Genomic DNA, 13,318 nt, shown 5'->3' with positions numbered 1-13,318 from the left:
GTATTTTTAAAAAAAATAGGGTTTATTTGTGTCGCTGTTGTCGTTTTATCGTCTGTAATAGCCTTCTTTAGTTTACAGTCGTTAAAGGCTTCTTCGTTTTATAAACCTTCATTTTTGGCAAATCAAGTCAGTGAACAACAATTTGATTATATCGTATTAGGAGCTAGTACCGGACTAACAACACTAAACACAAAGCTTATTGATTCCATAGCGCATACCAATGGAATTAACTTAGCAATGGACGATACAGCACTGTCTAGTCAATACCTTATGTTGCAACATTTTTTAGCTCAAGGAAAAACGACCAAGTATTGTATTTTGGCACCGAGTAATCCAAGTTTTGATTCAAAAACTATGGATGTAAGTGATAATGATTATAGATTTTTACCATTTATTTCAACGTCTTATGTTTCAGATTATTACAAGCAATTTGAAAGTAAAAGAGCGCGTTTATTGAGCCTGTCTCAATGGTTTCCTATGCTTGGTGTGACTTATTATAACACCGAACTTTTTTATCCGTCCTTATTAGGTGTTCTTCAGCCAGAGAAAAGAAATCGCTTTGATGATCGAGGAAATTATACTTATCCTGTGATTAAAAACAGCTCTAAAATCATTCAATCTCAATCCAATTTGAGAGTTGATTTTACGAATCAATATGTAGAAAAAATAAAACGTCTCTGTGAGGCCAATAATATCAAACTGATATGTTATTTTTCACCTGTAAAAGGGGTTACTGTAATTTCTGAAAACAATGAATATCGTTGCATTAACCATAGCAACCTCTTAACTAATACCATGTATTTTTATGATTCAATTCATGTGAATTATAGAGGACGACAGATTTCAAGTATCAAATTTGCTGAAGAATTTAGTAGGATAACCAATGAAAAATAGACTTAAAATAGCCGTTTATTCGGGAGATATTCCTAGTACGACATTTATTGAACGTCTTATTGAAGGCTTGTCTGGTTCGCCACATGATATTTATATCTTCGGATTTGTTAAACGCCGTGTTAGTTACCCAAGTAATGTGTCGGTTTTTGGGTATAAAAACATTAGAATTTATAAGGCCATTACACTGCTTAAATATAGTTTGCTTCTAAAACTTTTTAAATCTAAAGACAAAGCAAAACTGGATAAGATTCTGAAAAATAAATCCAAAAATCTTTTGCTCGAGAAACTTAAAAGTTATCCTGTATTATGGCATAAACCTGATGTTTTTCATATTCAATGGGCTAAAGGACTTTCAGAATGGATTTGGCTCAAAGAGTTTGGGGTTAAGATTGTACTTAGTTTAAGAGGCGCGCATATTAACTATTCTCCCATTGCAGATGAGCAGTTAGCAGCGATGTATCGGGAGCATTTCCCGAAAGTAGATGGATTTCATGCGGTGTCTGAAGCTATTGCGCAAGAAGCTGAAAAATATGGTGCTGATAGTCATAAGATTAAAGTGGTTTATAGCGGATTAGACATTACTTCAAATACCAAAGAAACTAGACTCAAAAATGATGTGTTTCATATTATATCGGTTGGGAGACCCCACTGGAAAAAAGGATATACTTATGCTTTAGATATGTGTGATATACTGAAGGAGCAAGGTCTAAAATTTAAATATACTATTATTGGAGGTGCTGGTGATATTGAATTGGCTTATCAGATTAAAGATTTGGACTTATCAGCTCAAGTGACGCTTTTAGGAAATTTACCGTTTAGTAAGGTAGAAGCGCAAATGAAGGCTTCAGATTTATTGGTGTTGCCGAGTGTTGAAGAAGGTATTGCAAATGTCGTATTAGAAGCAATGGCTTTACAAACCTTGGTGCTTACTACAGATTGCGGCGGAATGGGAGAGGTTATAGCCGATGGTGAAAACGGATTTATTGTCCCTATTCGCCAAACGAAACTATTAGCAGAAAAAGTTATTGAAGCGGCCAGCTTAACTTCTGAAGCCTATAAAAATTTAACAGATCAGGCATTAAAAACAGTAAAGGCGAGGCACAATGAAGCCCAAATGGTAACAAACATGCTTAAACTTTACGAACAAATATAAAGGGTTGTTGATGCATCAAAACAAAGGACATAAATTAACGATAGGACTTGTTTTATCTACAGTTCCGAAATATTCTGAAACTTTTTTTAGAAATAAAATAAAGGGCTTGCAAGCTAATGGATTTGAGGTGATTTTGTTTGTAGATTATGCTACAGCTCATGATGATGATTTTCTTTGTGATTGTGTTGTGGCACCCAATTTTGGAAAATCTAAATTAACATCAATAAGCTATAGCATAGCCTCGCTATTTAAAAGCCTATTCAAGCATCCAAAACGGAGTTATAAACTATTTAAACTAGACAAACAAGATGGTTTGTCTTTTAATAAATGCTTCAGAAACCTCATAGTTAATGAGTTTTTGCTTACAAGAGACTTAGATTGGTTGCACTTTGGTTTCGGAATGTTATCCGTAAATAGAGAGAATATAGCCAAAGCCATTGGAGCTAAAATGGCTGTTAGTTTCAGAGGTTTTGACTTGTATTTGTCGCCTCTTAAGCATCAAGCGTGTTACAAGTATTTATTTCAAAAAGCTGTAAAATACCACGTGCTGTCTAATGAAATGAAAACAGACTTGACAGCTTATCATATTTCAGAAAAACAAATTGAAGTAATTCCGCCAGCTATAGATGTTAATGTCTTTCAAACCGATAAGAAACAAAGTATTAATGATAATGTGATACAATTGGTTACAGTTGCCAGACTTCACTGGAAAAAAGGCTTAGAATATACATTGGAAGCTTTACAGTTGTTAAAAGAAAAAGGCGTTAAATTTCATTACACAATTATTGGCGATGGAAGCGAATACGAGCGTTTAATTTTTGCGGCATACCAGTTAGGCCTTAAAGACCATGTTACTTTTAAAGGAAAATTGCCACAAATAGAAGTTAAACATTGCTTAGAGCAATCAGATATTTACTTACAATACAGTATTCAAGAAGGGTTTTGTAATGCGGTTTTAGAAGCACAAGCGATGGGTTTAATGACCATTGTTTCTAACGCCGAAGGTTTAAGTGAAAATGTTCTTGACGGTCAAACAGGATGGGTTGTACCAAAGCGTCAGCCAAGAGTACTTGCCGAAAAAATAGAAGCGGTAATTCAAATGAATCAAAATGAAAAACAAGCTATTAGGACGTTTGCGATTAGTCGCGTTCGTGAAGAGTTTAATTTAAAAAAGCAGAATACGGCATTTGTTAAATTTTACGAAGATTAGGTTTTAATCTTTGAGGTTTTTTAATGCATTATATCTAATATTGTAATCTTTAGATAATGAAATATAATACGATAGGGTCCTATGACAAACTATGAATTCATGCGTTGGGCAACATTTTTTATCATGCCAACACATTTAGTTACAGTACGAAATGATATCAAACGATTGATAAATACCAATAAACAGCGAGAAGCGTTATCAATTCTTGATGTTGGAGGACGAAAATCACCTTATACTATAAACTTACCTGCCGAAATCACATTGCTGGATGTACCTCAAGAAAGTGGCACTCGGGAAGCGTTGAATCTGGGATTTACCAATGATATTTTAGCTACAATCCAAAAAAAGCGTAGTAATATTAAGGATGTTGTAATTCAAGATATGACTAAGTCTACCTTAGCTGATGCATCCTATGGAGCTGTAGTTTGTATAGAGGTTATTGAGCATGTTGTTGAGGATGATATTTTTGTAAAAAACATTTCAAAAGTGATTAAAAAAGGTGGTTGGGCTTATTTTACAACTCCAAATGGTGACTATATAAAAAATGAAGGGCCTCATAAAAACCCAGACCACGTAAGGCATTATACAAAAGATCAATTACAAGCCCTGTTAGAAAAGTATTTTGATTCGGTTGATGTTCATTATGCTGTTAAAACCGGAAAATATAGAGTACAAGGCTTAAAAAGTTTTAGTTTGCGTCGTCCTTTGAGTACATTTAAATCTATTTATTCTAATATTGTTAATCGTTTTCAATCACAAGGTGTACAACATATATCTCAAGAAACGGCCCACTTAATTGCTATTGGTTATAAATAATTGATAAATTAAAACAAATGAATTTTAAAAAAATAAAGACTAAATTATCGCGTCTTATAAATAAAAATGAGTCTAATATGACTCAAGTTTTACTGTGTGGTAAATCGTTGAAAGTTTTAAAAAATTCATTTCGATTAAAAGAAGATCAAGATGATGCATGGTGGTTTTATTTAACTCAAAATCACGATGTTATTTATGATATAGGTTGTAATGTTGGCTATACAGCTTTACTGGCTTTAATTCAAAATCCTAATAGATCAATACTTCTTGTAGATCCTAATCCTACAGCACTTCAAAAGGCAGCCACTAATCTCATTCATAACGGCTTGAGTAATAAAGCGTTTTTTATGCCTGCATTTGTAAGTGATGCGGTAGATGAAACGGTTAAATTTTATACTATCGGTTCGGGAGCCGCTGGAAGTATGTATGCTTCTCATGCGCAATCTGCAGCAGCGATTAATTCGTTTATGGAAGTTAAAACAGTGACTCTGGATTATTTGTATTCGTTTTACGGACTTAAACCTGATCTGGTTAAAATTGATGTTGAAGGAGCCGAAACCATGGTTATGCAAGCTTCAAAAGTGCTTGCTAAAGAGGCCCAATGCTCATTTTTTATTGAAATGCATAATGTCGAAAATCTAGGTATGGAAGCTGCTGGTCAACTAATGTTAGATTGGTGTAAGGAAATGAGTTATCGTGCTTGGTATTTAAAAACAGGCTCGCAATTATTGACTGCCGAAACCATTAAAGATCGTGGAAAATGCCATTTGTTATTATTACCCTCAAACCAAGAATACCCTGCTTATTTAAAAGGTATTTTACCTAATTCACCATTACCAAAATCGATGTAATGCTATTTAGTTTTTTAAAATATCTTCAGCCCACACATTATTTTCAATTATATACGAATTCTGGAACCTCAATTTTTCCTAAAGCGGAAGACTTACCAAAACAATTAATAGCACAATTAGACAGCGATGCAACCTACGAATCAGAAATCGCCAAAGCCTATGATTTGTCATGGCAGGCGATTCAAAAAGGATATGTTGGAGCAGAAGCTACCTATTCAGATTTTGCTACTATTTCAGTGAGAGATAATTACCATTTTATTAGAAAATACTTTCATAAAGCTTGGGTGTTATATGTATTAATATTGCGTCTAGTGTCTTTCCATAATCCGCTAAAGGAGATAAAAGGTTGGTATAAGACACGTCATGTCAAGCGGACTCCAATTCAATCAATTTCTATCTATGATAGTGATTATAAGAACTTCAAATCGGCACTAATTGAGAAAAACTTAAAGGTAAGTGTCGTGATTCCGACCTTAAACAGATATGCTTATTTAAAAGCTGTTTTAAACGATTTAGAACGTCAGGATTATTCAAATTTTGAGGTGATTGTTGTAGATCAATCCGATCCTTTCGATGCCGGTTTTTATAGAAACTTTAATTTAGACATTCAGCTTATAAAACAAGAGGAAAAAGCGCTGTGGTTAGCAAGAAATAGCGCGATTAGGAAAGCGAAAGGTACATTCATCGCACTATCAGAAGATGATGTGCGTATCGAACCAGATTGGATTTCATCACATTTAAAATGCCTCGACTTTTTCAATGCTCAGGTGTCTGCTGGTGTCTTTTATCCGGAGGGGCAACAGATTCCAAAAGAGCGTTCGTTTTTTGCTGTAGCCTCACAATTTGCTACTGGAAACGCCCTATTGTATAAAGAGGTATTTAAAACCGTAAAATTATTTGACCGCCAATTTGAAAAGCAGCGCATGGGCGATGGCGAGTTTGGAATGCGTTTATATTTAGCAGATATCAAAAGTATATCAAATCCTAAAGCCTCGTGCATTGATGTTAAAGCCGGAGAAGGTGGTTTGCGAGAAATGGGAAGCTGGGATGCCTTTAGACCATCCAATTTTTTCGCTCCGAGACCTATTCCGAGTGTGCTGTATTTTTTTAGACGCTATTTTGGTAAAAAAGCATCGCGATTGGCATTACTGCGTATGGTGCCACTCTCTATTTTTCCGTATCAATTTAAAAAAAATAAACCGCTATTGGTTTTAGGTGTTTTAGTCAGTATTTTGATATTACCTTTAGTGATTTATCAGGTTTTTAAATCCTGGCATCTGGCGAGTAAAAAAATAAAGCAAGGTCCATTAATCAAACCATTAGCGTGAATTCGGTTAAACCACATATAGTGATTGTAACTTCAGAGTTTCCGCCACAACCTGGTGGTATAGGAAACCATGCCTATCATCTTGCCTTGTATTTGTCGAAACAAAATTTAGACGTTCAGGTCATTGCCGATCAACGTTCAGAAACAGGAAAAGAAGAAGCTCAATTTGATGCGACACTTCCGTTTTCAGTAACACGTATTAAACGTCAAAGGCTTCGCTTTAAGATGTACATAAAGCGTATGATGATGACTCGTAATAGTTTTAAAAAAGCAACATATATGATTGCTACGGGGAAATTTTCACTTTGGAATGTCGGTTTTTTAAGTCTGTTTAGCAAGGTGCCAACACTAGCAGTTGTACATGGAACAGAAGTTAATTTTAAACCTTTTTTGCTTCGGAAATCTGTAGATTTAGCCTTAAAGCGATTTGATAAGATTGTAGCTGTATCACAATATACAAAACAATTAATGTCGCATTTAAATAAGAATATTGATGTGATTCCTAACGGAATTAATGTCAACGACTGGCAATTCACCGAATCACCAACAATGCAATTAAAAGGAAATCCTGTATTAACGACTGTTGGACGTGTGAGTTCCAGAAAAGGACAGTTAAATGTGATTAAGCAATTGCCAGAATTGATTAAGACCTTTCCAGATGTACATTACCATTGTATTGGCATACCCACTGAAGCCGATGCATTTATAGAAGAAGCAAAACGACTAAAAGTCGATCATTATATCACATTCCACGGAAGTGTAGCTACTCAAACTTTAAAACAAATGTTGGCTTTGACCGATGTGTTTGTTATGTTGAGTTCTGAAGATATTTCTGGAGATGTTGAAGGTTTCGGAATTGCAATATTAGAAGCTAATGCACTTGGCGTTCCTGCAATTGGTTCAAAAGGTTGCGGTATTGAAGATGCTATTCAGCCTAATCAATCAGGTGAATTGGTAGACTTTGATGATTCCAAGCAATTTAAAACGGCGTTAGAACGCATTTTATCAGATAAAAACACTTATCAAAACAACGCTAAAAACTGGGCGAAGCGTCATGACTGGGCAGTTGTAATAAATCAGTATTTGGCATTAACGGCATGAGTACACTAACAATTATATCACATACCGAACACTATAAAACTCCCAATGGTCAATTGGTGGGTTTAGGATCAACGGTTACAGAACTCAATCATTTGGTTGAAGTGTTTGATGAGGTGATTCATGTGGCTATGTTGTATGATTCTTTAGCACCAGCCAGTGCTTTGCCTTATACTTCCGATAAAATCAAATTTGTACCATTGCCTGCATTAGGAGGTTCAAAACTAAGTGATAAACTGGCTATTCTTTGGAAAGCACCTTCGGTTTTAAAAATAATTAGTAGCGCTTTAGATAAAACGGATTACTTTCAGTTTAGAGCACCAACAGGTATTGGAGTATTTGTGATTCCGTATTTGATGTTTAAACGCTCTAAAAAAGGATGGTTTAAGTATGCTGGAAACTGGAAACAAGAACAGGCGCCTTTAGCCTATCGTTTCCAACGTTGGTTGTTAAAACAGCAAAGCCGAAAAGTGACTATAAATGGAAAGTGGGAACATCAGAAATCACAGTGTTTAACTTTTGAAAATCCGTGTTTAACTGAACAAGAAATAGCCTTTGGAAACGAGGTTATACAAGGTAAAAGTTTAGAAGGTGAAGGACTAAATTTTTGTTTTGTTGGTCGGCTAGAAGAAGAAAAAGGTATTGGTTTACTAATTCAGTGTTTGTCTGCTTTGAGCAAGACCGAAAAAACAATGTTGAATACCATTCATATAGTTGGCGATGGAAAAGCTAAAGAACGCTATCAAAAGCAAGCCGATGAAAGTGGTCTTAATTTTATATTTCACGGATTTATATCACGAAAAGAAGTTCATAAAATCTATCAAATATCTCATGCCATACTATTGCCTTCAGCCTCTGAAGGGTTTCCTAAAGTTATTGCCGAAGCTATGAATTATGGCTGCTTACCAATGGTGTCAAATATTTCATCAATTGCAGATTATGTCAAGGATGAAATCAACGGATTTTTATTCTTTCCAATTACTTTTGAAAATCTTACTGTTAGTATTAAAAAAATGTTAAATTTGTCTGATTTTCAGTACCATAAGATGATTCAAGCCCAAAATCAAGAACTGATAAAATTTACCTACTCCTATTATAATAAACGAATAAGGGAAGAATTATTATGAGAATAGTTGAGGGACTATTCTAAGAAGTTTGCTAGTCAAATTTCACTTAATATTCGCCTTTTTTTTATGACTGTTATTTGATAACTTAGATAATTAGGTCTAACAAAAAAAAAAAATTACATTTAGCACTTGCTATTAAACGAAGTATTGTAAATGATTTTAAAGAAAATATCTTGGGTTTTTAAACGACATCCATTTTTGTATATAGCACGTTTTAAATTGCTGTCTAAAAATTCTAATATTAAAGATATTGACCAGTATACTTACAATCAAATCAATCAAAAAGCCGATATTCCAAAGTATTTTAATGAAGTTAATACTGTAATTTTTAAGGATGTTAAACCTCAAACAGACTTAGATTTAATAAAGCACTTAAGTTCTTGGTTGCAGAATAATATTAAAGGCGGACCAGGTTTAAGTGAGCCTTCTGATGCAGCACTTAAAATCATGCTATCTGGAAAAGGTGGCGTTTGTAGTGATATGGCACAAGTTTTTAATAATTTTTGTGTGATTAATGATCTTAAGGTTAGAGAATGGGGTAATACTCGAGCGCCTTTTGATAAAAATTATGGCGGTCATTCTTACAATGAAGTGTACTGTAAGGAGCTTAATAAGTGGATTTTAATAGACGTATACAGTTGTGTGTTGTTTTATTATAACGATAACCCTTTGTCGGTTATTGACCTTTATGAATTAATACGGAAGAATGAAAAGGTAAGTTTTAAATCCTTTAATTTTAAAAAGGAAATTAATGAAAAAAATATCATTAAAAACTATTTAAATCCAGATACTGTCCCTTTTTTAATTTGTAACTATTCTAATAAAACATATGATAAAGTCTTAAGAAAATTTAGACCACGAGTTCCTGTGTTTATTGTTCACTTTGGATTATTTGTTTTAGGAAAAAGTTATCATTACCGCTTTCCTTTAGATGATTATAAACAGATTTTATCTTAAAAATAAATAGATATTTATTTCAAATTTGTCTCAATACTTTATAAGCTTTATTATTTCTATCTTTAACCATTATCCTCATAAATTTAAACTAAGATTTGAAAACTAATATTACCTACATAAGTGCGGTTGTATTTCATATGCTCATAGGCATGTTAGTTTATTTTAATGAGTCTTTGGCAAAAGTGTACTTTTTTTGCGCTGTTGTATTCTTTCTATATCGAATTATTTTATCGCCAGATCACTTAAAAACTTTTGAGGTCTTAAAGGCTTGTGCCTATTTTGTTGGTGCTGAGGTGTTTTTAAGAATGACAAAAGGATCAATTTCTTATGAGGCCGGAAAATATATATTAATCTTATTCATGTTTGTAGGGATGTTCTATAAAGGGATGTCTGGTAAAGGTTATCCCTACTTTTTGTACATCATGTTGCTCATACCGTCCATATTTGTGGCTTCTACAACATTGAGCTTTGATGCAAATTTCCGAACAAATATTGCTTTTGTACTCAGTGGTCCAATTTGTCTTGGTGTAGCCGCCTTGTTTTGTTATGACAAAAAACTATCTATAAATAAGCTCCATTCTATTTTATTATATATTCTATTACCTATAATAACACATACCATCTATATCTTTTTTTATAATCCAAGTGTCAGAGATGTATTGTCTGGAACAGGTTCAAATAGAGCAGCTTCAGGAGGTTGGGGCGCAAATCAAGTTTCTACAATTTTAGGGTTAGGAATGTTTATTGTCGTTGTACGACTGGTCACGAAATCACCAAACTTGGGTATGAAACTCTTAAACATTGGGATTTTTTCTGCCATTACTTTTCGCGCGATTGTTACTTTTAGTAGAGGAGGAGTGATTACGGCATTGATTACCATTTTCGCTTTTTTCGTGATTTATTATACAAAGATTTCAAGAAAAAGAAGAAATGAATTAGTAGCTTTATTTGCTGTGTTTATTGTAAGTGTTGTGGCAACTTGGGTATTAAGCTCTAAGCAAACGGATGGTTTTATTGATTTAAGATATTCTAATAAAGATCACTTGGGACGAGAGAAATCTGATATCACAACAGGTAGAGGCGAGCTTTTTAAAGATGAGTTAGCAGGTTTTATTTCTAATCCTTTTTTTGGTATTGGTTCGAGTCGAGCTAAAGATCAACGTATCGAAGTTGAAGGTCAAGGGGTAACATCACATAGTGAAATAAGTAGAGTATTGGCCGAACATGGAATTTTTGGAGTAATCATTATTATAATCTTAATTTTTAAACCTTTTGATTTAAGGTCTAATAATAAACGCAATTATTTTTTCTATGCATTTCTTTGCTTTTGGTTTGTAACGATAAATCATTCATCTATGCGTATTGCTGCTCCAGCTTATATCTATGCTTTAGCTCTTTTAAATGTGACTTATGAAAAAAATACTGTACGTAGGGAACAACTTGCAAAATAACACAAGTAATACGTCATATATAAATATTTTGGGCGGCTTTCTTAGCAAAGAAGGCTTTACGCTTTTCTATACCTCAAGTTATACCAATAAATTCATCAGACTTTTAGATATGGTGAAATCTTGCCTATGGGTATCTCGAAAAGTAGACTTGGTTTTGATTGACACTTATAGCACGCAAAACTTTTATTACGCCTTTATTATTAGTCAGCTTTGTCGCATTTTAAGGTTGGATTACATTCCCATTTTACATGGTGGCAACCTGCCTCAGCGCTTAAAGTCAGATCCTAAAAAGAGTCGTATGATTTTCAGTAATGCCAAACAGAATGTAGCCCCATCACTATATCTTAAAGCAGCTTTTGAAGACTCTGGTTTTACTAATATTACACATATTCCTAATGCTGTTGACCTAAGTCAATATCCTTTTCGCACAAAAGTCTATGAAATCCCTAAGTTGTTATGGGTAAGGTCATTTTCAGAGATTTATAACCCAAAACTTGCAATTCACGTTTTTAAGGCATTAAAAGATATCTATTCGGAAGCTGAATTATGTATGGTAGGACCCGATAGTGATGGTACTTTGAAAGCAGTTAAGCAATTAGCCAAAGATTTGAATTTAAATGTGAAGTTTACAGGAAAGCTTTCCAAATCGGAATGGATTAACCTTTCTAAGGGTTATAATGTTTTTATAAATACCACTAATTTCGATAATATGCCAGTAAGTTTAATTGAAGCTATGGCTTTAGGTTTTCCTATTGTTTCAACCAATGTTGGTGGCATTCCGTTTTTGATTCAGAATAATGAAAATGGGATGTTAGTCCCACCAAAAGATTCTGAAGCGATGGTAAAAGCTATTACTTATGTTTTTGATAATGCTGAACAAAGAGCCCAAATAATAAATAATGCCAGAGCACAATCAGAACTATTGGATTGGAATACGATAAAATATAAATGGTTTCAAATTTTAGAGGCCGATAATTCTTGATAAATGCCATAACTTGTTATATTTACAAAGACCCAAACCAAACTAATGAGTCGAAAAAAAGACATACATTTTGAAATATCTGAGCGAAAAATATTACTGCGTATTTTAGATATATGCATGGTTTTATTAGGGCTCTGTATTTTACAAAATTTTCTTGATTTTGATTACCTTACTATAAGTCAGGAAAACATCACCTACATTGTCGTCTTAGTAATTTATATTACTATTTTCGGTACTATCTTTGAAATTTACAATCTTCAAAAATCGAGTAAGCTCGATACAACGTTTAAAAATATAGTCTTAACAGCATCAACAACAGTGCTGTTTTATATGTTAACACCAGTATTAGCACCTTTTTTGCCTGTTCAAAGACTTGAGATTTTATATTTCTATTTGACTATAATCTTCATGATATTTTTATGGCGATGGGCTTATATCGTTTTTATTTCATCACCTAGATTCTATAAAAAAGTACTTCTAGTTGGCGAAATTTCGAATATTGAAAACATTATCAGACCCTTAAATCAATCGGATCCTAACTATAAAATTGTTGGGTTTATTAATTCCGAGACTGAAGTAGAATCTCCTATAAAATTTAAAGGATTAAAAGAATTTGCATCTGAAGAACTTATGGAAGTCATTCGGAAAGAAAAGATTTCAGAAATATTGGTAGCAAGTTATAATTCGGAAACCATCACACCAGAAATTTATCACGATCTTATTGCGCTCTTAGACCAAGGATTTACAATTAGAGAATACACACAGGTGTTTGAAGAAATAACGTATCGCGTTCCTATTCAGTTTGTTGGAAAGGATTTTTATAAATATTTTCCGTTTAGTCGGAGCAATCAAAATACACTATACTTGTTTTTTCATCGCACCTTTGATATTGTCTTTTCAATCTTAGGTTTGGTTTTTGGAGCCTGTATTCTTCCTATTATTTACATTGGCAACCTTTTAGGGAACAGAGGTCCGCTTTTTTATTTTCAGGAACGTGTTGGAAGAAATGGAAAACTGTTTCAAATTGTAAAACTTAGAAGCATGATTGTGAATGCTGAAGTTGGTGGTGCCAAATGGGCACAAAAAAATGATGTGAGAATCACCACTTTTGGAAAGTTTCTCAGGCGTTCTAGAATAGATGAAATTCCGCAGTTTCTCAATGTACTCATGGGCGATATGAGTATTATTGGTCCGCGACCAGAACGTCCGTTTTTTGTCAACGAATTATCTCGAATCATTCCGTTTTATGAAACCCGACATATTGTTAAACCTGGACTAACCGGCTGGGCGCAAGTCAATACGCGCTATGGTTCATCTGTTGACGATAGCTTGACTAAGCTGCAATACGACTTGTATTATATCAAGCATAGAAGTGTGTTTTTAGATATCAATATTGTCGTTAAAACCTTGAGCACTATTCTATATTATAGAGGGCAATAAAGTTTGCAGTAT

12 protein-coding genes are annotated in these 13,318 nt (G+C 33.8%); all 12 read left to right on the top strand.

The genetic code is table 11. The annotated features are described in order from the left end of the window. Positions 1-114: 114 nt before the first annotated feature. On the top strand, positions 115-894 hold the full coding sequence (locus N4270_RS11805; protein ID WP_260097382.1) for a hypothetical protein: 780 nt from the start codon (positions 115-117) through the stop codon (positions 892-894). Continuing rightward, positions 884-2,047: a glycosyltransferase family 4 protein gene (locus N4270_RS11800; protein ID WP_260097381.1), complete on the top strand. Its 1,164-nt coding sequence runs from the start codon at positions 884-886 to the stop codon at positions 2,045-2,047. The genes N4270_RS11805 and N4270_RS11800 overlap by 11 nt, the downstream gene beginning before the upstream one ends. Before the next feature lie 10 nt (positions 2,048-2,057). Continuing rightward, positions 2,058-3,257, top strand: a complete 1,200-nt coding sequence (locus N4270_RS11795) for a glycosyltransferase family 4 protein (RefSeq protein ID WP_260097380.1) — start codon at positions 2,058-2,060, stop codon at positions 3,255-3,257. 81 nt (positions 3,258-3,338) lie between these two features. Further along, positions 3,339-4,073 (top strand): bifunctional 2-polyprenyl-6-hydroxyphenol methylase/3-demethylubiquinol 3-O-methyltransferase UbiG, encoded by a 735-nt coding sequence (locus N4270_RS11790; RefSeq protein ID WP_260097379.1) that lies wholly within the window; start codon positions 3,339-3,341, stop codon positions 4,071-4,073. 17 nt (positions 4,074-4,090) lie between these two features. Next, the gene (locus tag N4270_RS11785) at positions 4,091-4,924 is read left to right on the top strand and encodes an FkbM family methyltransferase (RefSeq protein ID WP_260097377.1); all 834 of its coding nucleotides are present in this window, start codon (positions 4,091-4,093) and stop codon (positions 4,922-4,924) included. After that, complete coding sequence (locus N4270_RS11780; RefSeq protein ID WP_260097376.1) at positions 4,924-6,252, top strand: glycosyltransferase family 2 protein; 1,329 nt, start codon at positions 4,924-4,926, stop codon at positions 6,250-6,252. Before N4270_RS11785 ends, N4270_RS11780 begins: the two co-directional genes overlap by 1 nt. A 20-nt stretch (positions 6,253-6,272) precedes the next feature. After that, entirely contained in the window at positions 6,273-7,352 is a 1,080-nt protein-coding gene (locus N4270_RS17195) for a glycosyltransferase family 4 protein (RefSeq protein WP_260097375.1), read from the top strand. Continuing rightward, on the top strand, positions 7,349-8,476 hold the full coding sequence (locus N4270_RS11770; protein ID WP_260097374.1) for a glycosyltransferase: 1,128 nt from the start codon (positions 7,349-7,351) through the stop codon (positions 8,474-8,476). The genes N4270_RS17195 and N4270_RS11770 overlap by 4 nt, the downstream gene beginning before the upstream one ends. Positions 8,477-8,629: 153 nt before the next feature. Further along, positions 8,630-9,433, top strand: a complete 804-nt coding sequence (locus tag N4270_RS11765) for a transglutaminase-like domain-containing protein (RefSeq protein WP_260097373.1) — start codon at positions 8,630-8,632, stop codon at positions 9,431-9,433. A 95-nt stretch (positions 9,434-9,528) separates the two neighbouring features. After that, positions 9,529-10,884 carry an O-antigen ligase gene (locus N4270_RS11760; RefSeq protein WP_260097372.1) on the top strand — a complete coding sequence of 452 codons (1,356 nt, stop codon included), beginning with the start codon at positions 9,529-9,531 and terminating at the stop codon, positions 10,882-10,884. Further along, positions 10,844-11,866, top strand: a complete 1,023-nt coding sequence (locus N4270_RS11755) for a glycosyltransferase family 4 protein (protein ID WP_260097371.1) — start codon at positions 10,844-10,846, stop codon at positions 11,864-11,866. The genes N4270_RS11760 and N4270_RS11755 overlap by 41 nt, the downstream gene beginning before the upstream one ends. A gap of 45 nt (positions 11,867-11,911) precedes the next feature. After that, on the top strand, positions 11,912-13,306 hold the full coding sequence (locus N4270_RS11750; protein ID WP_260097370.1) for a sugar transferase: 1,395 nt from the start codon (positions 11,912-11,914) through the stop codon (positions 13,304-13,306). Positions 13,307-13,318: the final 12 nt, after the last annotated feature.

It is taken from the genome of Psychroserpens sp. SPM9 (genome assembly GCF_025153525.1).
Taxonomy (GTDB): domain Bacteria; phylum Bacteroidota; class Bacteroidia; order Flavobacteriales; family Flavobacteriaceae; genus Psychroserpens.
This window is presented reverse-complemented; position numbering and strand designations above follow the sequence as displayed.